This window comes from Proteiniborus sp. DW1, from assembly GCF_900095305.1.
In the GTDB taxonomy this organism is placed as follows: Bacteria; Bacillota; Clostridia; order Tissierellales; family Proteiniboraceae; genus Proteiniborus.
This window is the reverse complement of the sequence record NZ_FMDO01000017.1, coordinates 1-24,468: the sequence shown is the minus strand read 5'-3', so window position 1 is coordinate 24,468 and position 24,468 is coordinate 1. Positions and strand designations below refer to the sequence as shown.

Below are 24,468 nucleotides of genomic sequence, written 5' to 3'. Positions count from 1 at the left end.
GCAAGAATATCCGATTATTTTTAAACTAATACTTTCATTAATAATTCTTAATTTTTATTCCTTAATTCTTAATTATCAACAGGTACTCTTATTTCTCCTGACATTAGTTTTGGTAGGAGAGTATCACGTAATGAAACTAAAATTCTATTTTCTTTAACATTATATAAATATTTTTGATCTAAATCATTTACTAGTTTTTCGTACATCTCTATTATAGAACTATGTGGTTTAATTATAGGCAAGCTTTTTAGCGTTTCTTTATTAATTGACCCGAACACAGTCCCTTCGCTATTATATATCTCTAATGTCTCTCTAATACTCATCATTAAATAATACATATAAGAACTATGACCTTCTCTATTTCTTATTAAACATAACCCTCTACCTATGCAACAATCTTCATAAGCAATATTTATATCTCCAACAGGTGCTCTGACACTCATTAAAATGTCTCCTGCTTTCGCCATTTTCTTGGGTTCAGTGGTATATAATCTTTTAGTTGGGAATCTGTTTCCAAAGTCAGTTCTCCCTTGGTAAAAAACTTCACCAATACCAGATTCATTATAGCTAGTTCCCTTAGGAGACTGTCCCATTTCAATATCTGCAACTGTATTTAAGTTTGATACTTCCCACCCCTTAGGTATCATCCCAAGTTCGCTTTCAACCATCTCTTCACCACTAGATTTATATGGTTCTCCATTTTCATTTGGAAATTCGAAGTCTATAAACCAATGTTTAAAAATAGCTTGTGCCATTTCTTCTAATTTTTTGTTGATTTGCTTATTGATTTCAATTTTTTCGTCTAACTTTGAAAGAATTTCAACTAAAAAATCTTGTTGTTTCCTAGGTGGTAATTTTATTTTCATGCTTCCATATGTTTGAGCATTAATGTTTCCACGAGTACTTCCAGTAGAAAATGAAGACACCCAATTCCTATAATCTGTTGAAATTGTATAATATCTCATAAACTTAGGATTAACCTTTTCTGGATCCAAACTAAACTTTATTAAAAAGCCAGCATATACAAACTTCCCATCTCTACCATCATAAAAATAACTTCTACCAGTACTATTACCTGTTCTTGCAAAGACAATATCATTAGGCTCTAATAAATACTTTTCAGCATTTTTATCATCAACAGACATCAAGCTATCTTTTATAATAATTCCATCATCACTTATATCTGTTATTCTTAAATAAGTGAATAAGCCCTCTGAGTATTCTACTGCAGAAGCAGATATACCATAACTACCTTTACCTCCAATCGAAATATCTGCTAATGTTACTTCTTTCCACTCACTACAACTCATACCCAATCCCCCCTAGATTCTTCCTAATTTCCTCCTCTAGTTGATGGGACTTCTTAAACAGCTCTGCTAACTCACTTGTCAGGTTTTCCATCTTTTCTTCGAATGGTATACCATCATCTTCTACTTCCTCTATGCCAACATACCTACCTGGGGTTAGGACATAGTCATTTTCTCTTATTTCTTCTATAGTGGCTGATTTGCAGAAACCTTGTATGTCTTCATAAACATTTAATTTATATTCTTCACTTTCTTCAGCTACAAGTGGAAGTTTAGGTTCATCATTAGTTCTAAATTGAGATCCTTCACTTCGCTCAGGATGACTGGTTGCGTTTCTCCATCTATGATAAGTATCTGCTATCAATCTGATATCTTCATCTGTTAACTCTCTGTGTCTTCTATCTATCATTACACCTAATTTTCTTGCATCTATAAACAGAACTTCGTGCTCTCTACTTCTATACTTTGGATTGTCTTTTTTGTTTCTGTTTAGTATCCATAGTGAAACAGGTATTCCTGTAGAATAAAATAATTTATCTGGAAGTGCTACAATAGCATCTACTAAGTCATCTTCTAATATATTTTTTCTTATTTCTCCTTCGTTAGAAGTATTAGAGCTCAATGCCCCATTAGCAAGTACAACCCCTGCTACTCCATTTGGTGATAGATGATATATCATGTGCTGGAGCCATGCATAGTTTGCATTTCCCTCTGGTGGTACTCCATACTTCCACCTCACATCATCTGTCAATTTGTCTCCGCCCCAGTCACTGACATTAAAAGGTGGATTGGCTAAAATATAATCTGCTTTAAGAGTTTTGTGTAGGTCATTATGGAAGGTGTCATCATGATGAGGACCTAGGTTACAATCTAATCCTCTTATAGCAAGATTCATTTTACATAGCTTCCAAGTTGTAGAATTTAGCTCTTGACCGTATATTGAAAGATCTTCTATCCTTCCTTGATGCTCCTCAATAAATTTTTCACTTTGAACAAACATACCTCCACTGCCACAACAAGGGTCATAGATTCTACCTTTGTATGGCTCTATCATCTCAACTAGCGTCTTAACTACACTTGTAGGCGTATAGAATTCTCCTCCGCCTTTGCCTTCTGCACTAGCAAATTTTCCTAGGAAATATTCATAAACTCTACCAAGCAAATCCTTTTCTCCATTGTCATGAAGTTTGATTGTAGATATTAAATCTATAAGTTCTCCAAGTCTTCTTTTGTCAAGCTCTGGTCTTGCATATCTTTTATCTAAAACACCTTTTAAGGTTGGATTCTCCTTTTCAATAAGAATCATAGCATCATCTATTAGCTGACCTATTTTTGGGTCTTTAGCATTGTCTTTAATGTAGCCCCATCTAGCTTCCTTGGGAACCCAGAAAATATTTTCATATGTATATTCGTCCCTATCCTCTTCAAAGCCTTCTCCTTCTTCTAAAAGCTGGTTGTACTTAGTCTCAAATTTATCAGAGATATATTTGAGAAATATTAATCCTAGCACAACGTGCTTATATTCACTTGCATCCATACTACCTCTTAATTTGTCTGCTGACTTCCATAAGGTTTCTTCAAATCCAATGTTAGCTGTTGACATATATGTTACCTCCTAAATTCCTGTTAAAATACTATGAGATTCTTCACTGTCGTTCAGAATGACAAGTTAAATACTTTAGATGCTTCACTGCGTTCAGAATGACTGGGATCATAATTTAATAGTTATAGTCATCAAATACTTCAAATATTTCTCCTTCAAACTCTTCTTGTTCTGGCTCACTTTCTACCCAATCAGGTAAAAGCTCATAATAATGGGCTAGTGCTTCTATGGTTTTACGAAAAACTGGTTCATGTTGGACTTTTTCTAATAGCTCAATTATTAGCTTATATGTATCTATATAAGGGTTGTTATCTACGACATTTAATGCTTCTTTAAATCTAGATACTAGCTTTGCCTTTTCAATATTTCGCTCTATAGTATTTATTTCTTCTTTGTCATAGATAGGTACTTCTACAAAATTACTATTTTCTCCTGCCATAAATTGTTGTTCATGACTTTTAATAACTGGTTTTAATTCCTGCTTTAGTTTTTCTTTCTGAATCTCTAGTTTTTCTATCTCTGTTAACTCTTTTGTAAAATACTCCTTTTTTATTCCAAACAACTCTTCTAGCAGAGGGAGATATTTTTTGGGGATATTTTGCTTTCTTTTAATCCAAAGGTTTATATTCTGCTTTTTTATTCCCAGGTTTTCTGCTAAATCTGTGTGCTGCATATTATATAGATTTAAGATGTATTCTAGTCCTATCAATTGTCCACCTCCCTAAATATTGTCTAAGACAATATAGTTATATTATATTAGAAAATATTGTCTGAGTCAATAAAGACAAAGAAAATCCAGCTTTTATAAATACAAAAATCACCCTTAGTTATGTCTAAAGGTGATTGTCTATACGTTCTTTATACTATTTCATTTATAAATCTATTCATTTTATCAACTAATCCTTCCCAGGAGAATGACTTAATTTTGTCTTCCATTTCTTTAGGGAATGTTCTCTTCTCTCTTACTTTTTCAATTTGACATAGTATAGCCTTCTTTAGCTTTCCTTTAAATTCTGGTAGATCTTCCTTAACTGGTTTGTCAGTGCCGTATATTCTAGGAAGTGGTACATATTTTATTATACCAGATTCTTTTATATCTTCTCCTAAAAGTGTCATTAGTGCCTCTATTTCTGTAGTTACTACATAGAGCCCACAAGCTAAACTCTCTATGGCCATAAGTCCTAGACCTTCATAGTAGGAAGGCATAAGGAATATATCTTTTTCTCTTAATTCATCTCCTAAAGCTACTTGGTCTCTTACATTATATACTCTTATGCTATTATCGCCTTGAATATATTCTTCGAGTTTCTTTTTACTTTCTTCATTAGGGCTTCCTATAATATCTAAAGTCACATCATCTAGCCCTAGTGACTTGTAAACCTCTATAAGTTCATAGATTCCTTTAGAAGGATCTATTTTTGCACAGAATACAAGTCTGATTTTGTCTGAATAAGTCTTTTCTTTAGGAGGATAGAAAATATTTTGATTATATCCTCCTCCTACTGCAATTATCTTGTTTCTATCCATTCCATATATTTCTACTATTTCATCTTTTTGCTGCTCAGAAATTGAGAACACATAGTCTAGCTCATGTATTTTATCTACATGTTTCTCTTTTATATGGGGATTCATTCTAGCCTGCCTCAAGTCTGTATTGTGACACAGTCCAATAATTTTTGTATCTGGAAAGACTTCTCTAACTAAGCTAGTCAAAATCCATAGATGATGAGCAAATATAATATCTGGATTAAACTCTCTCTTTGCTTGTTCTAGTCTCTTTCTAAAGGCTTCCTTCCAAATATCCATCATTTCCTCAGTCATTGATGAATACAGAGTGTTTTCATAAGGCATTACATCACTCATACCTACTATAGGAAATGGTAATTCTTCAGTCTTAAAAACTACAGGGTATTGGTCTTCATCAGGTAAAATGTCCCAAACATGGTCATCTTGATATCCAAAAATAGCTTTTTGTTCATGTTTATATTTTTTAAAGCCTTCTATCATATTGGAGTAATACACTCCTGAACCTGTTTTTGATGGTAATTGTGCTAAAACATGTAATATCTTCATATTTCCCTCATTTCCATTTCTATATATATTTTGTTACCTATCTCAAGTTCTTCTTCATTATTAAGTCTAAGCATTCTATACTTTTTGTTTTTATATTCTATAATATATTCAATATAAGAACCTTTAAAGGTCTTTCCTATAACTGTGGCTTCTTCTCCATTTGGAGATATCTTAATAGCTTCTGGTCTTACAAAAAAACCATTATCTATATTAGCTGACCCTATAAACTTAAGAGCATACTCAGATTTTGGATTTGCATAAATATTTCTTGCTGTATCTATTTGTTCTATTTTTCCTTTATTCATTAAGATTATTCTATCAGCTATTGAAAAAGCATCTTCTTGGTCATGGGTTACAAATAACATAGTAATATTAAAATGATCTCTTATTCTAAGAAGCTCGTCCCGCATGGTAACCCTTAGTCTTGTATCTAGGTTTGAAAAGGGTTCGTCTAATAATAATAATTTGGGTTTTACTATTAAAGCACGACCTAAGGCAACTCTTTGCTGCTCTCCACCTGATAATTCTGTTACTTTCTTGTTTTCATAACCCTTCAGGTTTAGAACTTCCAGCATCTTCTTGCCTTCTATTAGAGCATCTCTTTTCTTATAATTTCTAAATTTAAGACCGTATGTTATATTCTCAATTACAGTCTTATGAGGAAATAATCCATAGGATTGAAATACTGTAGCTATTGATCTTTCTTCTGGCTCTAAGTTTCCTATGTTTTTACCGTCTAATATGATTTCTCCACCATCTGTTTTAATAAATCCACCTATAGATTGAAGTATTGTAGTTTTTCCACAGCCTGAAGGTCCGAGAATACAGATTATTTCCTTTTCCTTGGCAGAAAAAGAAATATCTTTTATAGCTTCTATATTATTGTATTTTTTAGTTAAGTTCTTTATTTGTAAAAACATTTTTATTGCTCCTATCAAATAATCTATAAGATAATAAGCTAACAGATAAGCATACTATAATTATAATACAAGAAAGTACAGAAGCTATTTTATATTTTCCACTAGATACTAAATCAAATAATACGAAGGTAGCAAGTTTTCTACTTGGATATACTAAAAATACTATGGATCCTATGGTGGTCATTGAGGATATAAATGCATTTGTAAAAGAAAGAAACAATCCTGAAAAACTCATGGGAAATACCATATCCTTCAAAATATATAAATTGTGAGCTCCTAAATCCTTTGCTGAGTTTAAAGTTGACTTTTCTATCTGAGTCATACTATTTTGAATTGTCCTAATGGACATAGGTAATTGCCTAAAAATCAAATTCAATATAACTATAGCAACAGTTCCTGTTAGTTTTAATGGGCTTTTATTAAAGGCAAAAACATAGCCTAGTCCAAAAAAAGTTCCTGGAACTATATAGGGCATATTTGAAATGAAGTCGATTATCTTCATGAATTTACTTTTCATAATATAAGAATAAAAAGATAATATTAGCCCTATTAAACTTGCAAACACTCCTGCAATTATGGAGTATATTATACTTCTTACAAAACTATCTTTAATATGAGGAATACTATCTATAATATTGTCTAGAGTAAAATAAATCTCTCCCTTATATTTGTCTGTAACAGCTGATGTAAAAATGGCTGCATATTGAATTGCTAACCACAATACAAAAAATATTGCCAGGATTTTTATTAAATGATATAAGCCTGTCCTTTTCATCCTCACTGTTGTTTCTCTTAAGTTTTTAGAAGCACTTTGCTGTTGCTTTAAAAAATGGCTATATACGACAAATACTATTATTGATGGGATAAAAAGCATTATAGATAATGCAGAAGCCCTTGGTGAATTTCCTTTAGCAATAATAGATAAGTAGGATTCTGTTGCTAAGGTATTAAAAGCCCCTCCTATTATCATAGGAGTTGAAAAATCCGCCATAGATCTAATAAAGCTCAATAAGAAGCAAACAGCTATGGCTGGTTTCATAAGAGGAATTATAATATCTAACAAAATACTAGTAGTATTAGCCTTTAAAGATTTTGCAGACTCTATCATAGTATTATCGAAGGAGTTTAAATATCCTATTAATAGTACTGCATTTAAAGATGTATATCCTAAAGTTTGAACAGATACTATTCCCCATATCCCATAAGGATTTATGGATAAATTCAATATCTCTTTAGTTATGAATCCATTCCTACCAAATAACTCTATATAGGTTAAAGACCCTATAAATGGCGGTGAAACCATAGTAAGAAGCAAAATGAACATAATGAGCTTCTTCTGTCTTTCTGTAACAAAAAATGTCATAAGTCCTAAAGCCAATGCAAATATAGTTGAAAACAAAGCGGTTATAGTTGCAGATAATATAGAGTTTTTTACTAAATAAGATTCACTCTTTAAAAATGCAAATTCTGAAAAGTTAATTTTCCCATCACTATATAGTGCTTTGCCAAATACCGATAAAAATGGGTACAAGACAAAGACTAAAATCAATAAAATCATAAACATTTTAAGTAGTGAATTCATTATATCTAGAGTCTTTTTATTTTTGCTCATTGTTAGTACTGAATCCATTATATCTAAAGTCTTCATCTTTATACCCATTTATTATCACCTATTATTTACCTTTAGTTAGTTCTTCCCATCTTGATAATATGCTTTCTCTCATAGTACCAAAAGTAGAAATATCTTGATCTATTAGTTTATCTTCTGGTAAACCTAAGTCATATCCTTCTATTCCCTCTTTTATCATTTGAGCACTATCTTTTCCATCTAACTCTGAAAGTTTCTTTTGATTTTCATCTCTTAACATAAAATCTATGAATGCTTTCGCTATGTCTACTCCATCTCCGCCTTTGAAAATAGCTACTCCCTCTGGTACCCATGGAATTCCATCTTCTGGATAGACTACTGTTAAGTTGTTTTTCTCTGCTACATCAAATGATGCCTTGTCTGCTGGAACGATGCCAATGGCAAATTCTCCTGCTACTACTTTTTCTTCAGGATCCTTTCCTCTCTTACCATAGAAAGGAATATTTTCATTTAGCTTTTCAAGGTACTCCCAGCCTTTTTCTTCACCCATCATATCTAGTATACCTTTTACTGCACCATAGTTGGTTCCTGATATCGCTGGGTTTGACATTATTATTTCATCCTTATATTTAGGGTCTGCAAGGTCAGTCCAAGTTGTAGGAACTTCTAGATTCTTTTCTTGTAAATATTCTTCATTTACTAAAAATCCAACAACTGTTAGACCTTTTGATATCCAGTAATTTTCGCTGTCTACAAATCGGCTATCAATTTTATCTACTTCTTTTGGAACATATTGCTCAAGTAAGCCTGAATCCTTAGCTGCCATAAAAGCGTCTAGTCCACCACCAAACCATAGGTCAGCCATTGGTTTTCCACCTTCTGCCTCTACTCTAGCAATTACCTCACCGCTACTCATAGATAAGAATTCAACTTTAGCATTTACTTCTTCTGCAAATGCATCAAATAACTCTGAATATTTTTCAGATGTAGTAACAACATTCATTGTCCTGCCTTGAAAATCAAGTTTATCTTCTTGTTCTTGTCCTTGTTCTTCTACTATGTTTTCTTGTGGTTTAGAATCTTCATCTACCTTTGGGTTATCACTTGTACAACCAGCTATAACCATGGTCAAAATCAGTAACATGATTAACAAAATGTTTTTTTTCACAATCATTCTCCTCTTCTTTTTTTAATGTTTTGTTTTTTTATTATACTTAATCATTGGCACTAAAACTAAACCTAAATGATAAGTAATGATTAGGTTAAGGGTGTTTTATTTAGTTTTATAAATTGGAAGTTTATAGTATTTGATTAAGCCCTTGATATATCGGCATATATTGTTATCTTTAACAAAAACCATTACTTCTTATACCTAGGGACTTAATATGTATAGTGAGACTAGATATTCAAGTAGCTTTGTGAAATGATAACAAATTTATATTTTTTCCTCATGCCATGAAGGATTATCACCTTGTCATGTTGACAAAACGAACATGGGGTTCAGAAATGACACGCTATTAATAGTATTCGGATGTTTTACTAAGAATCTCTTCATAATCTATCACTCCTTCCGCTGCAATTCTACCATAGTAAAAATAGTTTTTCAACTAAATTACCCACCTAGGTCTTATTCATTATCATGAATTATATAAAATATGCTACTATTCATTTGAACTATTATTCTTAAACTCAGTATAATTTACATCATCCAAATCCAATTCTTTTATAGTTTCTTCTACTGTTTCCTCGTTTTGTATACTACCAGATGTTAGTTCATCTACTCTAGTCTGAAGCTTATCTCTTTCTTCTATAATGCTCTCTATTTCTTTATTTAGCTGCTTAATTTTCATATTTTGCTTTATTTGCTTTATAAGACCAAGTAAAAGCACAATTAAAGCTCCTACTATTGCAGAAGCCAATATAACTATTGCCTGAGAAATGGTGAATTTAGCAAATAAAAAATTAATCTCAACGTTTCCTGCATTCTGAATAGCAAAAACAGCAACTATAATAGAAAATAATAAAGATATTATGAATCTAATTTCCATGTTTATTTTTAGCTTCACAAACTTCTCCCCCTCAAATATGTTTCCTTTTCAATTAATTATACCCAAATACTTTTTATTAAACTAGATTGATAAAAAATTTAACCTTTTATTCATCTCCTAAAAAGTTACTCATTTTTAAGGCAATCATTTCATATTGTAATATATTGCATATAATTTGACAAGTAGAGTAGTAAATGTTTTGTTCTTATATGTTATATAGATATTGACTAGCTTCCCACTTATAAGTAACTTACTTTATTAGTAAGTATAGAGTGATTAAATTACTCAGTCACCTACCACATACATTTATTGTCTATATCAGTTGCTGAATTGCTTTTTGAACAAATAATAACTATAATAAAATCATCTCGGTATTCCCATAATGAGATGATTTTATCAGAAAAAAATTTTAAAGGAGGACTTTTTATGTATTGTTTTAAAAAGGAAAAAACATATCTTGAGCTATTTAATGAAACTACTAAACGAAGTTATGATAAAATTGGAAGCAAAAAATATATTTTTTGGTTCATTATCTATCTAATAGCAGTTGCAGTTCAAATTATACCAACTTTTATAATTACATTTATTACAGGAATTGTTTTTGCTATAATTGCACTTGCTACAGGTGCCATAAGTAATATTCTAACTATTGAAAGCAGCCCATTTTTTCAGTGGATTTCATTAATAATTTCTACAGGTGCTGTAATATTTAGTTTTTTTATCTACATAAAGTTTATTGAAAAAAGGCCTTTTGCATCTATAGGACTTAGAAGTAATAAAAAATTGAAAAAATATCTAATCGGTTCATTAGTTGCTATTGCAATGCAATTATTCTACTTTATAGTTGTTTTACTATTTGGTTTGGCTGAGATTGTATCCGAGCCTATTCATGCTACTGCTGGTTTTGGGACTTCTGCTATAAGTCTAGTTTTTCTATTTTTAATAGGTTTTATGATTCAAGGTGCAAGTGAAGAAGTAGTTGTTCGAGGATGGATGATGCCTGTACTATCGAAACATTATAAAGTATCTACTGCAATTATTCTATCTTCCGCTTTCTTTGGTTTTTTACATATTTTAAATCCTAATATTAGCTTATTATCAATTGTTAATCTAATACTGTATGGAGTATTTGCAGCCTTGTATGCCTTAAATGATCAATGTTTATGGGGAATATTTGCACAGCACTCTATTTGGAATTGGTTTATGGGAAATGTTCTGGGATTACCAGTAAGTGGTATGATTATGGGAAAAGCAAGTATTATCGAGACTAGACTAACAGGACCAGCTTGGATAACAGGTGGCGCATTTGGCCCTGAAGGAGGAATTATTGTAACTTTTATATTATCTGTTTCTATTTTTATTCTTATAAGACTATTAATTAAAAAGGGGATTTTATCTAAGCAAAATCATCATCTAGAAATAGGGCAATAAACTGTACAAGGGCTAATATGCTAAAGGGAAGTTTTGTTTGTCAGATACGTCTATATGGCAAACAAAACTTTCCTCGGCTCTTATTTTAGGTTCTATAGTATGTAATTTCATCGGCTTTATCTTTGGCTAATCATATCCAATATTTCTTCTTTGATATCCATATATTTTTCATCAATTTTAACACGTCCGTATTTGCTTTCCTTTGCTTTATAAGTAAAATCGAGCTTGAATTCTTTTAGTATTTTGCCTGGAGATTTTGACATGACTAAAACCCTCGTTCCTAGTGACAGTGCTTCATCTATATCATGGGTAATCATAAAAATAGTGTTCTTATTTTCCATCCAGATATCTCGAATTAATTTCTGCATATTTACTCTTGTAAGTGCATCTAAAGCACCAAAGGGTTCATCCATTAATATAACCTCAGGTTCGTTAGCTAGAACTCTAGCTAAAGCTACTCTTTGCTTCATACCTCCTGAAAGCTCAAATGTAGCTTTGTCACTAAAATCTATTAAATCAACTTGTTCTAGGTAGTGTCTTCCTATACGTTCAATATCTTCTTCTGATAAGTTCTTCATTCTAGGTCCAAATTCTACATTTTTTCTGACACTCATCCAAGGATATAAGGTAGGTGATTGGAAAACAACTCCCCTATGCCAATCAGGACCAGTGATGGGTTCGCCTTGCATATGGCAGGTTCCCGAAGTGGGTTTCAAATAACCAGCTATAATTCTTAACAAAGTGCTTTTGCCACATCCAGAGGGCCCTAATACACATAAAAAATCACCTTTTTTAATCTGTAGGCTTATATCTTTAATGGCTATAATTGGCTTTTTCTTGGTTTCATAAGTTAAGCTTACATTTTGAATATCTATGATTATATTATCTTTTCTTACATTCTCCATGCTTTTCTCCTCCACTACAAGTTAATAACTCGAATCCCTATGAAATTTATATATAATAGCTTAGCATATATTTTCTCTATAATTGCCTCTTTTCCTTTATTTTTCTCAGAGAAAGCAAAAATCACCTCTAGCCTAATAATAGCTAGAGGTAATTTTGATTTAGTATTTATGCTATTTTTTATGCAAAAGATCTTGAAATTTAATTGCCACATCCTTCGTCTGTAGAAGGCGCTCCTTGAGTGTCCTCTCCAACATATCCAGTAATTTCTCCTTCTGCATTAAAGAAGATAGGACTATTGAGATAGTATGCATTTTTATATCCTAAATCATACGCAATTTTATCGATAGCACTTGATGCTCTTCCACCTTTAGCACAATGTATTAATATAAGAGTATTCTTATCTTCAGGAAGCAGTTTTGAAGCAGCTTCTAAATCTTCATTAATTAATTCATTTGGTACATGGATAGAATCCTTATATTTCCCCATTTTCTCTAGTTCATCTGCTCTTCTTATGTCTACTACAACAACATCTTCTTTTAATTTCACTTCAAATTGTTCTGGGGTTAGAGCTCTCTGAACATAATCTTTAATATTCCCCTCTTCATCAAAAATTATAGGACTAGCTAGGTAGTATGCATTTTTATATCCAAGTTTGTCTATAACAACATCTATTGCCTTAGATGCTCTTCCTCCTACAGCACAGTGGATTAGTAGTGTAGTATTTTTATCTTCAGGTAATAGTTTCGCTGCTTCGTCCTGATTTTCCTGAATTATCTCATTTGGCACATGAATAGAATCCTTATACTTGCCCTTTTCTTCTAGTTCTTCAGCTCTTCTTATATCTACTACTATTGCACCTCCTTCTGCAAGCTTAGCTTCAAATTGCTCAGGTGTTAAAGCTCTATCTATATATTTAGGACCTTCTTGTACTGTAGTTTCAGATTGACAACCAATTAGAGAAAATGTTAATGAAATAACAATTAATACCAACAGTAAAGCTTGCTTATATACTCTTGACTCCTTTAACATTTAATTTTATCCCCCTTAAATAATTTTTTAATACTAAATTGTCTTTACAGCTTGTAGCGATAAGGAAGTCAGACTTTTAGTTAAATCTTAGCTATTCATCTCCTTTCACAAATAACGAATTTTAACTTGCCTACCATACAAGCTTTTCGCCTGTTATGAATAACAGAATTAAAATCTATAGAAGCACAAAATACATTTTATATATATCTTGTAGCTATAGCATTAAAGTGCTTACCATAAGTGTTAAATCTTTAGATAGCTGACTCTAAAATCTCTATAGCTCTTTCAATATAGCTAGGATTTATAAATTTATCAAATTCTTCTTGTGTCGGAACTTTACTGATGAATTTTTGTTGTGCTAAGAAATCTGCTGTATCCTTCATAATTTTTGAAAACTTGCCTGTTGAACTGCTTGTCCCTAAGTATTCACTCTCTAGTTGCTCTTTTAGAGAAAGCCATATGGCCCCCTCCATCTGTTTTAAAGCATCTTCAGGCTTTATTTGAAGCTCCTCTGATACAATTTCTGCACCTTCCTGAGGGTCTTCTCCATATATCATTGCACCTTCTGCCAAACATGCTATTAGAGAAGCGACTAGGTCAGGATATTTTTTTGCAAATTCTTTCCTTACTAGCTTTACATTTGCTGTTATATAGCCTTCTTTTGCCATGTCCTCACTTGATACTATGATCTTTCCACCCTTTTCTAGTAGCTTTCCAAGAGAAGGCTGCCAAGTATATGCTGCGTCAATATCCCCTCTTTCCCATGCTGCTACTATATCTGCTGTCTGCATATCTAAAAGTTGTACCTTATCTTCAATACCTGCTTTCCTAAGAGCATTAAGCAGAGTATAATGTGATGTGGAAGCAAAGGTTGTTGCTATTTTCATACCTTCAAGTTCTTCCACTTGATTAATATTTAGCTCCTCTCTAACTGCTAAAGCTTCTATTTCGCCAAGTACCTCATGAATCCATATCAGCTCTACATCAAGTCCAGTAGACAATGCCACTATTCCATTTGTGTTTCCCATGGTTGCAAAGTCAATACTCTTTGAAGCAAATGCCTTATTGGCATCTACTCCTGAATCAAAAACTATAAAGTTGCATTTTATACCCTTATCTGTGAAGTACTTGTCATATATTTTTTGAGAAATTGCGATGGTTTCATCATTAGGCACTCTCAAAATTCCAATATTTATTTCTTTTGGCATTGATGTATCAGATTTATGTTCTTGTGTAGAGATACCTAAGTTTTTACTACATCCCATTAGTAAAAATAATAAAGATATTATCAGTAAAATTACAATATTAGTTTTAATATATTTTTGCATATAGTGCCCCCCTCTTCCCTTATACTTAGACATAACTTTTCCAGTATACTAGCTTCTCTTCTAAGAACTTCAATACCAAATCAATCAATATACCTGTTATTCCCATAATTATGATGCCTACAAACATTACATCGCTTTTTAAATATCTGGATGCATCTATGACCATCCATCCAATACCTGATGTTGCTGCTACCATTTCTGAAGCGACTAAAGTAGTATATGCCACCCCTATTGCTGTTCTAATGCCTGTAAAAATTTCTGGTAAGCATGCAGGCAAAACTATATGAAGAAATATCCTTTTTTGACTTGCTCCTAAGGACTCTGCACTAAGGATGTAGTCCTGATTGATTTTAGTAACAGCTGATACACATGATATATATACTGGTGCAAAGGCTGCCAAAAATAATAAGGCTATTTTGGATTCATCATCTATTCCAAGCCACAGTATAAGCAAGGTATAATAGGCAAGAGGTGGAAGTGGACGATAGAACTGGATTATGGAATCTACTATGGCCCTAACCTTGCTAAAATATCCACTTAGTAATCCAAGGGGAATTGAGGTAATAATAGCTACTAATGATGCTATAAATAACCTTTTAAAACTAATCCCTAAGTGAGAAATTAGTGAAATGCCATTATAGCCTCCTTTTAATATATCCAAAAATGTAGTCCACACCTCATATGGCGACGGTACTAGTACAGATTCGACTATATTAGACTTAGTAATTAAATACCAAGCAAGTATAATAAAAATCCAAGTTCCAATAGTCAACTTTTTTATAGTTTTCATTATTTTTCTCCTGCTCTATTTAATATATGATAGACTTTCTTTTAGTTAAAATTATACTCAGTCAATATCTTTTCTCTTCCTGTTACCTTGTCATTGTAGTATTCATAGTAACTAATACCTAGGTATGAACCTGATATATTGTATAGATTATCATATCCCATATGTTGTAGTGCCATTATTGCATTGTAGCTTCTTTGACTTGAACGACAGTGTAAATATACTGGTAGGTCTTTTGGTATTTCTGATGCTCTTTGTCTTATCTCGCTTAATGGTATATTTATTGCATTCTTTAAGTGTCCTGATTCATATTCATGCTTTTCTCTTACGTCTATTATGAATGCATTATTTTCTACGAGTTCTCTTACTTTGTATACTGGTACTTGTTTAAATACTCCGTTTAGTATGTTTAGTGCTACTAAGCTTGCGTGATTTACTGGATCTTTAGCCGTACTAAATGCTGGTGCATAGCATAGCTCTAGTTCTTTTAGATCTTCTAGTGTTCCATTCATCATTATCATGGCAGCTATTACATCTATTCTCTTTGATGCATTTCCTTTTCCTATTGCTTGTGCTCCTAGTATCTTTCCTGTTGGCACTTCATATATTAGCTTTAAATGGAATGGGCTATTTCCAGGCATTAGTCCTACTATGTCTCCTGGTATGATGTAAACAAAATCATACTGTATCCCTGCATTTCTTGCTGCTTTTTCTGTTAAGCCTGTTGATGCTGCATTCATGTCAAATATTTTTATACATGATGAGCCTATTACTCCTGTATTTCTATGTGGTATTCCATACATATGGTCTGCCGCTGCTCTTGCCTGTCTTTGTGCTGGTCCTGCTAGTGCTAGTCTTGTCTTTTTATGTGTTAGCTTGTGATATACTTCTATGGCGTCTCCTACTGCATATATATCTTTGTCACTTGTTAAGTAGTTATGGTCTACTTTTATAGCTCCTGTTTCCCCTATTTCTAAGCCTGCTTCTCTTGCTAGTGTTGTTTCTGGCCTTACTCCTATTGCCATAACTACTGCTTGAGCCGGTAATCGCTTTCCTGATGATAATTCTATATAGTCATCTTCTACCTTTGCTATTCCGTTTCCTACTATTAGGTTTATGCCTTTGTCTATCATTTCTTTGTGTAATATCTGTACCATATCATAGTCAAATGGTGCCATGATTTGGTCTGCTGCTTCTACTAATGTTACATTATAGCCTTGATTTGCTAGTTGTAGGTTTTCTGCTACTTCTACTCCTATGAATCCCCCACCTATTACTGCTATGTCTTTTACTTTTTCATTTCTTATATATCTATTTAATTTGTCTATGTCCACTACATTTCTTACTGTAAATACATGGTCTTTATCATGTCCTTCTATTCTTGGCACTATTGGATTAGCTCCTGGTGATAGTACTAACTTGTCATAGCCTTCTTCGTATTCTTCTCCTGTCTCTAGATTTCTTACTGTGATGGTTTTATTGTCTCTGTTGATTTTCAAAACTTCGTTATTTACTCTCGCTTCTATGTTATATTGTTTTTTGAATTGCTCTGGATTCATTAGAACTAGGTCATCGCTGTTTTCTACCATTCCACTTAAATGATTCGGTAAACAGCAGTTTGAAAATGATACATGAGGTCCTTTTTCAAACATTATGACTTCTGCAAATTCATCTAACCTTCTTACCCTTGCTGCTACTGATGCTCCTCCTGCTACTCCTCCTACTATTAAGATTCTTTTACTCATAATTACACCTGCTCCTTTCCATATTGTTCTAAATTTAAGTTATTTCTTAAATCTAGCTGGTATAGTATTTACTTTACCTTCAAATAATCTTAATGCAACTATACCACCTAACCCAGCTGATACAAGATAAACCCATCCTGATAATGAAAAATTTGAAATAGCTGAGTATAATGCTCCTATATTACAACCACCAGCAAACATTGCCCCAAATCCTAGTAAAAGTCCACCTATTGCGTAGAACACAACATCTTTTATACTAAATTTGTAGTCTAATTTAAATCTACCTGCTAAAAGGAATGCCACTGCTGAACCAGCTATCATTCCAAGATTTCTTAAAGTTACACCATGATTTAATAAGCCATTTTGTATAGCCTTTACATTTCCAGCAAGTGCTGGTGAAGTGAATTCAATTCCAAACTTATCTAATAGTGCCATAACCCATAGAGGGTACCCACCAGAAACTCCCCAACTATTGCCAGTTGTATTTATGATAAATATGAACATAACAGATGTTAGAATAGCTCCTTTTGTAAAGCTCCATCTTTCTACAAAGAACTTATGATAAGTATTGTAGCTGAAAAACTTGAATTGTCCCTTTTCCTTAAGTGGGAGTTCATCTGCTTCATAAATATTCTCCTGATATGTACCTTTTTTCTTTCTAATATCTTCGTATTTTCTTGTGATACAATATAAAACTAATAGGAATCCAAATGTTACTAAAACTGCACCTATGTAACCAAATATATTTGGCAAATATACTCTTGCACCAATTTTACCTAATGCAGTTTCACTGAATCCATGCTTTGCTATAAGACCAATAATTCCTCCAAATCCAAAGAATAGCATTACGATAAGAGCTCTTACTGAGCCTTCTCCCGCATCAGTAAGTGTACCTGAAGCACAACCTCCTGCAATCATCATGCCTATACCAAAAAGAAAGGCTCCCACTATAAGTGATATATTTATCATCCCTACACTACCTGTACCTGGAATAACCGCTTGTCCTACTCCTGCCATAAATGCTGGCACTGCGCCTTTCGCTGCTGCTCCCCAGTGTATTCCTGCTGCTGCAATAGCTGATATTGCAAACATAATTAATAGTGCTTTTGTAAGACTACCCTCTCCTGTAATATAAAGTCTCTTAATTCCACCTGCAAATCCATAACGTGAACGTGTAAAAATATAACCTAAAATTGCTCCAGTGATAAGATTAAGGGTCATAGTTCCACCATTTTTAAAAACATGATTTCCTAGAAGAATAATTAGAACTAGAAGGATAAGACCAATGATTGGTTGTATTTTGCTGATTTTTGTCTCTTGATTTCTTGACTCTTGTTTAATCATTTTACTACCTCCTTGTTATTTATTTAACATTTTTACGAGATAAGTATATTGGCTTATCTCTAAGTATAGTATATAATAGAATTAGGACTTGGGATTATAAGGTATTCTTATACAGTATAATACTTATTTATGATTAGGACTTGGGAGTTATAAAGGGGGAGGATTTTATGAATATAGACTATTTGAAATCCTTTTATTGGGTTGCAAAGTATAATAGTATTTCAAAAGCTAGTCAAAAGCTTCACATATCCCAACCAGGTTTAAGCATGCAACTTAAAAACTTAGAGGATGAATTAGGGCATACTTTGTTAATTAGGTCTAATAAAGGAGTTTTATTAACTTCTGTTGGTGAAGTTGTCTTTGAGTATGCAAAATCCATCTTTACTTTAGAGGAAAACATGTATTGTAGTATTGAAGATTTGGCTATGAAAGAAAATAAACTTTCTATTGCTTGCTGTAAAAATTTCGGTTCCTACCACCTTGTGTCAAAGCTTTATCAGTTTAAGGAAGTATATTCAGATGCTGATATACGAATTGATATATATAGTACTCCCGAGGTTATAGAAAGTGTATTAAACTATGATTCTAATATTGGAATTATAATAGCTCCATCAGGGGTAGATGTTTTAGAGGAAAAAAAATTCTGTGATGATGAGCTTGTATTTTTTACTCACTCGTCCTATCCCAAAGATTCTATGTGCAAGGACGAATTTCTAAAAGCACCTCTTGTTATAAGAGATAAGTGTTGTACTGACTATAGACTTATTAAGGAATTTACAAAAGCCAATGGCTATGATCTAAAAGAACTTAATGTACTACTATATAGCAATTGTATAGACATTATTAAATCATTTATTTTTAACAATAGAAGTTTTAGTTTTCTCCCTAGAAGCTGCATACAATTTGAGATAGAAAGAAATCTATTTAAGGAAATTAGGCTAGATGACTTTGATGCTAAATCAAGTCTTAAATACAGCTATGCATTTATTAAAAGAAAGCAACACGAGTTAAACCCTTTTGAAAAGAGTTTTAAAGATTTTCTATTATCTGTTTCAGAAGAAAAGGTATTCGCTATTTAGCAAATACCTTTTTTAGTCTCTCTAATCCTTCCATCATGACCTGAGTCGGACAAGCGATATTCCACCTTTCAAATCCACTACCTTCTTCCCCAAATACATATCCTTCGTCAAAATATAATTCTGCTTTTTTGTGCATCAATTCTTCTAGCTGTTCGTTACTTAATCCAAAAGCATTAAAATCTAACCATTGAAGATAGGTGCCTTCCAAGTCATAAACTTTAATCTGTGGAATATTCTCTTGGATATATTTTTTTAGCTCTAAGTGATTGTGATATATTAATTCTATTAACTGTTCCAGCCAGTCTTCACATTGAGTATAAGCTATTTCACAGGCTTTCAAACCAATCATATTTACTAGTCCTATGGCATTTGACTCAAGAACCTTATTATATCTTTCTCTAATATTTTGATTTGGTATAATAATATTTGAATTCTGTAAGCCAGCTATGTTAAAGGTCTTGCTTGGTGCTGTACATACTATCATATTATTTTTCACTTCTTCAGAAATAGTAGCAAATACTGTATGTTTATGACCCGGCATAATGAGATCATTATGTATCTCATCTGAAATGATAAACACATTGTTTCTTAGACATATATCTGCTACTTTTTCTAGCTCCTCTTTTGTCCAAACTCTACCAGTTGGATTATGAGGACTACAGAACAATAATACCTTATTCTTCGGGTCTTTAGCTTTCTCTTCTAAGTCTTCATAATTTATTTTATATGATGTTCCTGTACTTATTAACGGATTTTTCACTATATTTCTGTCATTTCTCTCTATTGCATGATAAAATGGATAATATACTGGTGACATTACAATAATGCCATCCCCAGGCTCTGTGAGAGTCTTAATTCCTGCAAAAAAAGCTGTAACAACTCCAGGTGTATTAACAATCCATTCTGGCCTTATATCCCAGTTATGTCTTTTTTTCATCCAGCCACATACTGCATTATAATAACTTTCAGTAGGAATAGTATATCCTAAGATAGCTGAATCTAAATATTCTTGGAGCCCCTTCACTATTTCAGGGGGATTCTTTAATTCCATGTCAGCCACTGAAAATGGAACTACTCCTTTTGATGCATTTGGATTCCATTCCTTTATTAGTTCCCACTTTGCTGAGCCTGTATCTGTTCTATCCACAAGTGTTTCAAAGTCATACCTCACATGTGCTCTATTATTCATGAAAATAACACTCCTTATCATAAAATCTTCTTTAATAATATTAATTACTATTTTGATTTCTATCCTCCTGCTTTTTTAGCGAAAAATATCCTAATATAGTAATAACTAAAGCCCCTAAAGTGTCTACTATAAGGTCATCCATTGTGTCTGCAAGTGCTTCTCTACCTATCAGTTTTGTACCATCAGCTAATGCATATTTTTGCATATTAAGAGATAGTAATCCGTCAGCTAAGTATTCGTAAATCTCCCATACAACACCTATTGTCAATGCAAAGCAAAATGAGAACAAAGCAATATAAAGTGGGCTTAAATAGTATTTCAATCGTTCTGTCTTTTTGAATATAGCTACTAAGACAAATCCTAGTGAAGCAAGCATTCCTGCACTAAAGGCATGAAGTATTTTATCCCAATAAGGTATAACATAATAAAAATCCCTTACTTCGCCTAAAACTATGGCTGAGAATAAAAAAGTAAAATAGAGTATTTCCATACTGTCAGGTATGTCAATGGATATTTTCTTTTCTATAATTGATGGAATAAACATAACAATAAGTCCTAGAGCACATTGTAAAAGGGAGAGCACATAGTCACTTTTTACCCTAACATACTCAGCATCACTTTCTGCTTCTGTTGGCGAAATAATAATCATAGCTGCTACATAGATAATACAGATAATTAAGATTAAAAAAAGTAATAGTCCTATTTTTTCCTTAAGATTCCTTTTCTTTTTTACAGCATAATTCCCCATAATCCCCCTCCTGTTCCGATAATATTTATAGATATTAACTCTCTTGTTATTATTTAATTATAGCATTTCAAACTATTTATTCCTATAATTTTACTATAATGTAACTTGAAAGGGAGTATTTATTCTTTTAATTTTCTTAATATCTTTCTAAACTGCATTGTAAACATTATTCCAGTAACTGTCACTGCTATAAAGTCTGCTACTGGCTCTGCAAGAAAAACTGCTGTAACTTTATCCTCAATTAATAATGGCAGAATAAGTATTAGAGGTATTAAAAGAATTACCTTTATCTAGTTCATCTGTAATATTTCTATATATTTTGCTCAAAACAGTTTCAAACACATCATATTCTTCATCTGTAACATTGCGTAGAAGGAGAGTAAAGTAGTCCTTTTGAATTTCATGCAGCTTTTCAACTATAGGAATAGCTGTAGGTTTGATTTTTAAATGGACACTCCTTCTATCGACTTTATCCACCTCTGAAGATAGGTAACCTTTCTTAATCAATAAATCTACTGATTTAGATATCAAAGATTTTGAAATAGCCCTATATTCTACAATATCCTTTGCTGTATCAAGCGGCTTGTTATTAAACAAAAAAAGAAGAACATCGGCTTCATTTTGTGATAAACCAAATTCTTTCAATATGGGGTAAAACAATTTTTCATACAGTTTTTTTGATTTCCAGTTAAATGTTAAAAAAATGTTATTTCTGTTGATTTCAATCTTTTTATTCATATTTCCTCCTATATAAATAGTTCATTATTGAACTATTTTATCATACTTCTCTTTAATTATCAAAAAAAGTGTCCTAATAATCCCTCCTGTTCATTATCTCTAAAATGTCAAAATATCCATTTTGATAGGATTTACATGAAAGAATAGTTGTCAGAATATTCTTTGTATTTACATTAGTATTGACAGGTGTATATACACTTGTTATTCTTATATTAAATAAAATAAAAAAATAGGAGGGGTTCAAATGAACACAAAAAAATTAGCAATAGCAGCACTATTAACAGCACTTGCTATTGTCATTCCTTTTGCAGTTTTTTTTAAAGTAATAATTCCACCATTTTCAGCTACTCTCGGTTCTCATGTACCTATGTTCATATCTATGTTATTAGGTCCAAAGGTAGCTATAATGACAGGTTTAGGATCTGCACTTGGTTTTTTTCTAAATCTTGGGCCACTTGTTGGAGCTAGGGCATTCATGCATGTCTTTGTTGGACTTGCTGGTTCAATGCTCATAAATAAAGGGGTATCCTATGGAAAGGTTTCTGCCATTACAGCTCCATTACATGGGTTGCTCGAAGTCCTTGTAGTAATGCCTTTTATAGATTTTGATGTATATAATCTGCTTATTATTACAGGGGTTGGAACTGTGCTTCATCACTTTGCAGATGCAATTATATCTTATGTAATAATTAATATCCTACAGAAGTCATCAATTGTCAATTTTATGACACCAACTAGTCATAATAGTAGCCATAACAGCTAATTAAAACGCCTCAAATATCAGATAAGATCTGTTTTTGAGGCGCTATTTATTAATTCAATTGGTAGTTAATTGCCTGAGATTGAAATAGTTTATAATACAGGCTATCTTTTTTCTCCATGAGATTTTCATGGCTGTCAAAGTCGGAGATTTTTCCTTCATCAATGATTAGTATTTTATCGCAAAAAACACTACTTGACATTCTATGAGAAATATAGATTGCTGTCTTACCTCCTACAAGATTATTGAAATTCTCGTAAATATCTGCTTCAGCTATTGGGTCAAGAGCAGATGTAGGCTCATCTAATATGACCAGGGACGCATCTTTATATAGGGCCCTTGCTATAGCAATCTTTTGACTCTCTCATCCGGACATTTCTATTCCCTTTTCGTCATATGCCTTTCCAAACATAGACTTAATTCCGTCTGGTAAGTTGCTTATTTTTTCTTTTAGCCCAACCTCTTCTATTAGCTCCATAGTTCTATGAGCATCTTTATTTAACTCTTGGCATGTTATATTCTCCTCTACACTAAAGGCAAAAAGCTTATAGTCCTGGAATACAGCTGCGATTTTTTTCATATAGCTTTCATGCTCGTATTCAAAAATATCTTGACCGTTTATAAATATTTGACCTGAGGTAGGGCGATAGAGTCTACATATAAGCTTAATTAGAGTAGTTTTGCCTGCACCATTAAGCCCTACTATAGATATCTTCTCTCCTCTTTTTATTTCAAATGAAATATCCTGTAGCACTAGCTTATCGCTTCCCGGGTATTTGAAGGAAACATTTTTAAACTCAATGTTCTCTATTTCACCTGCAAATTCAAGGCTTCCTCCTACCTTGCCTTCGTCTGGCAGAGACATAAATTCCATAAAAGGCTCTAAATATCCGAGGACTTGAGCTATAGTCATTATATTCTTACCAAATTCTGCTGTTGCAGTTGTAAAATTAATAGCTGCTGAAACGTACATAGTAAAGGAGCCTAAACCTATCCTGGGTCCAAATGCATCTGTTATTACTCTTATACCCACATAACCATAAGCAATTGCCGCCTGCAAATCATTAATAACTCCATATAATCCTAGATATTTACCCTGTTTCTGATAAAATCCACTGAGCCATTCATTTATTTCATTATTATATTCAGTTACTCGGTCTGTTAACATTTTGCTCATACCATAAAGTCTTATGTCTTTTTGAAGCTTGTCATTGTAACATTGACTTACATAGTAGCCATATCTGCGGTTAACAGGAATTATTTCCTGGAAAAAGTTCATTTGATATTTCATAAAAAATCTATATATCAGTAGAGATATACCAATTGTTATGGCTAGGAAAATTACTAACAAGGGGCTAAGCATAAACATTAAAGCCACAAGACCTATTATTGTTACAAGATTTTTCAGCATTGCTGCTACACTATTTATCATTCTTTCCATTGCAGATTGATTATTAGATGCAAAAACTGCTCTCTCTTTTAAAGCTAAATAATAGGGATTCTCAAGATAAGAAAACTCAACATTCATAATCTTCTCTGCCATCACCTGACTCATTTTTTCACGCATATATATGTTTTTTACATCCATAACACGCTTCATGGTATTTGATAAAAGTGCAAAGAATACATTTGAAAAAACAATCAGTGAACCTATAAAAATTAGCTTCTCTATCTCTCCACTTCCTGTTAACTCATCTATTAAATATTTTGGAAGAATAACATTTATGAAAACCTGACCACTGCTTATAAGTGTACTAAGAATAAGGAGGATTATATAAGAAGGTGATATTTTCCATGAAAGTGAAAAAAACATTTTAAATTTCTTAAAGTTATTCATAGGCTAAT

General features: G+C 32.5%; 21 protein-coding genes. 3 read left to right on the top strand and 18 right to left on the bottom strand.

From position 1 onward, the window contains the following. Positions 1-68 precede the first annotated feature (68 nt). The 8 genes from DW1_RS15780 to DW1_RS04675 all read right to left on the bottom strand — a co-directional run bounded on the left by DW1_RS15780 (position 69) and on the right by DW1_RS04675 (position 9,557). Positions 69-1,310 carry a restriction endonuclease subunit S gene (locus DW1_RS15780; protein ID WP_074349488.1) on the bottom strand — a complete coding sequence of 414 codons (1,242 nt, stop codon included), beginning with the start codon at positions 1,308-1,310 and terminating at the stop codon, positions 69-71. Next, positions 1,300-2,910 (bottom strand): class I SAM-dependent DNA methyltransferase, encoded by a 1,611-nt coding sequence (locus tag DW1_RS04705; protein WP_074349487.1) that lies wholly within the window; start codon positions 2,908-2,910, stop codon positions 1,300-1,302. Before DW1_RS04705 ends, DW1_RS15780 begins: the two co-directional genes overlap by 11 nt. A gap of 115 nt (positions 2,911-3,025) precedes the next feature. Next, positions 3,026-3,619 carry a helix-turn-helix domain-containing protein gene (locus DW1_RS04700; protein WP_074349486.1) on the bottom strand — a complete coding sequence of 198 codons (594 nt, stop codon included), beginning with the start codon at positions 3,617-3,619 and terminating at the stop codon, positions 3,026-3,028. A gap of 149 nt (positions 3,620-3,768) precedes the next feature. Beyond that, the gene (locus tag DW1_RS04695; RefSeq protein WP_074349485.1) at positions 3,769-4,983 is read right to left on the bottom strand and encodes a glycosyltransferase family 4 protein; all 1,215 of its coding nucleotides are present in this window, start codon (positions 4,981-4,983) and stop codon (positions 3,769-3,771) included. After that, positions 4,980-5,903: an ABC transporter ATP-binding protein gene (locus DW1_RS04690; RefSeq protein WP_074349484.1), complete on the bottom strand. Its 924-nt coding sequence runs from the start codon at positions 5,901-5,903 to the stop codon at positions 4,980-4,982. Before DW1_RS04690 ends, DW1_RS04695 begins: the two co-directional genes overlap by 4 nt. Beyond that, positions 5,875-7,563, bottom strand: a complete 1,689-nt coding sequence (locus DW1_RS04685) for an ABC transporter permease (RefSeq protein ID WP_083605536.1) — start codon at positions 7,561-7,563, stop codon at positions 5,875-5,877. The genes DW1_RS04690 and DW1_RS04685 overlap by 29 nt, the downstream gene beginning before the upstream one ends. A 13-nt stretch (positions 7,564-7,576) precedes the next feature. After that, positions 7,577-8,659: an ABC transporter substrate-binding protein gene (locus DW1_RS04680; RefSeq protein WP_242942437.1), complete on the bottom strand. Its 1,083-nt coding sequence runs from the start codon at positions 8,657-8,659 to the stop codon at positions 7,577-7,579. Between the two features lie 493 nt (positions 8,660-9,152). Then, a complete protein-coding gene (locus DW1_RS04675) occupies positions 9,153-9,557 on the bottom strand; it encodes a LapA family protein (RefSeq protein WP_200800467.1) in 405 nt (134 codons plus the stop codon). Positions 9,558-9,965: 408 nt separating this feature from the next. Here DW1_RS04675 and DW1_RS04670 point away from each other — a divergent pair, with 408 nt between their 5' ends. Further along, a complete protein-coding gene (locus DW1_RS04670; RefSeq protein WP_074349482.1) occupies positions 9,966-10,970 on the top strand; it encodes a CPBP family intramembrane glutamic endopeptidase in 1,005 nt (334 codons plus the stop codon). Positions 10,971-11,086: 116 nt separating this feature from the next. Here DW1_RS04670 and DW1_RS04665 read toward each other — a convergent pair whose 3' ends face one another. The 6 genes from DW1_RS04665 to DW1_RS04635 form a co-directional block, all read right to left on the bottom strand. Beyond that, complete coding sequence (locus tag DW1_RS04665; RefSeq protein ID WP_074349481.1) at positions 11,087-11,875, bottom strand: ABC transporter ATP-binding protein; 789 nt, start codon at positions 11,873-11,875, stop codon at positions 11,087-11,089. Positions 11,876-12,074: 199 nt separating this feature from the next. After that, on the bottom strand, positions 12,075-12,905 hold the full coding sequence (locus DW1_RS04655) for a rhodanese-like domain-containing protein (protein WP_074349479.1): 831 nt from the start codon (positions 12,903-12,905) through the stop codon (positions 12,075-12,077). 251 nt (positions 12,906-13,156) lie between these two features. Continuing rightward, positions 13,157-14,233 (bottom strand): taurine ABC transporter substrate-binding protein, encoded by a 1,077-nt coding sequence (locus DW1_RS04650; protein WP_074349478.1) that lies wholly within the window; start codon positions 14,231-14,233, stop codon positions 13,157-13,159. Between the two features lie 25 nt (positions 14,234-14,258). Continuing rightward, the gene (locus DW1_RS04645; RefSeq protein ID WP_074349477.1) at positions 14,259-15,023 is read right to left on the bottom strand and encodes an ABC transporter permease; all 765 of its coding nucleotides are present in this window, start codon (positions 15,021-15,023) and stop codon (positions 14,259-14,261) included. A gap of 41 nt (positions 15,024-15,064) precedes the next feature. Then, entirely contained in the window at positions 15,065-16,765 is a 1,701-nt protein-coding gene (locus DW1_RS04640; protein ID WP_074349476.1) for an FAD-dependent oxidoreductase, read from the bottom strand. A 39-nt stretch (positions 16,766-16,804) separates the two neighbouring features. Then, positions 16,805-18,109 carry a YeeE/YedE family protein gene (locus DW1_RS04635; RefSeq protein ID WP_074349475.1) on the bottom strand — a complete coding sequence of 435 codons (1,305 nt, stop codon included), beginning with the start codon at positions 18,107-18,109 and terminating at the stop codon, positions 16,805-16,807. A gap of 167 nt (positions 18,110-18,276) precedes the next feature. On the opposite strand from DW1_RS04635, the gene DW1_RS04630 reads away from it, so the two are divergent. After that, the gene (locus tag DW1_RS04630; RefSeq protein ID WP_074349474.1) at positions 18,277-19,188 is read left to right on the top strand and encodes a LysR family transcriptional regulator; all 912 of its coding nucleotides are present in this window, start codon (positions 18,277-18,279) and stop codon (positions 19,186-19,188) included. On the opposite strand, the gene DW1_RS04625 is transcribed toward DW1_RS04630, so the two are convergent. The 3 genes from DW1_RS04625 to DW1_RS04615 all read right to left on the bottom strand — a co-directional run bounded on the left by DW1_RS04625 (position 19,181) and on the right by DW1_RS04615 (position 21,863). Beyond that, entirely contained in the window at positions 19,181-20,377 is a 1,197-nt protein-coding gene (locus DW1_RS04625; protein ID WP_347499702.1) for a MalY/PatB family protein, read from the bottom strand. The genes DW1_RS04630 and DW1_RS04625 overlap by 8 nt on opposite strands. Positions 20,378-20,417: 40 nt before the next feature. Beyond that, the gene (locus tag DW1_RS04620) at positions 20,418-21,125 is read right to left on the bottom strand and encodes a DUF2238 domain-containing protein (RefSeq protein WP_074349473.1); all 708 of its coding nucleotides are present in this window, start codon (positions 21,123-21,125) and stop codon (positions 20,418-20,420) included. 237 nt (positions 21,126-21,362) lie between these two features. Beyond that, positions 21,363-21,863, bottom strand: coding sequence for a MarR family winged helix-turn-helix transcriptional regulator (locus DW1_RS04615; protein ID WP_074349472.1), 501 nt, complete (start codon positions 21,861-21,863; stop codon positions 21,363-21,365). Between the two features lie 244 nt (positions 21,864-22,107). Here DW1_RS04615 and DW1_RS04610 point away from each other — a divergent pair, with 244 nt between their 5' ends. Then, a complete protein-coding gene (locus tag DW1_RS04610; RefSeq protein ID WP_074349471.1) occupies positions 22,108-22,626 on the top strand; it encodes an ECF transporter S component in 519 nt (172 codons plus the stop codon). A 361-nt stretch (positions 22,627-22,987) separates the two neighbouring features. Here DW1_RS04610 and DW1_RS04605 read toward each other — a convergent pair whose 3' ends face one another. Continuing rightward, positions 22,988-24,436 carry an ATP-binding cassette domain-containing protein gene (locus tag DW1_RS04605; RefSeq protein WP_159433551.1) on the bottom strand — a complete coding sequence of 483 codons (1,449 nt, stop codon included), beginning with the start codon at positions 24,434-24,436 and terminating at the stop codon, positions 22,988-22,990. Positions 24,437-24,468: the final 32 nt, after the last annotated feature.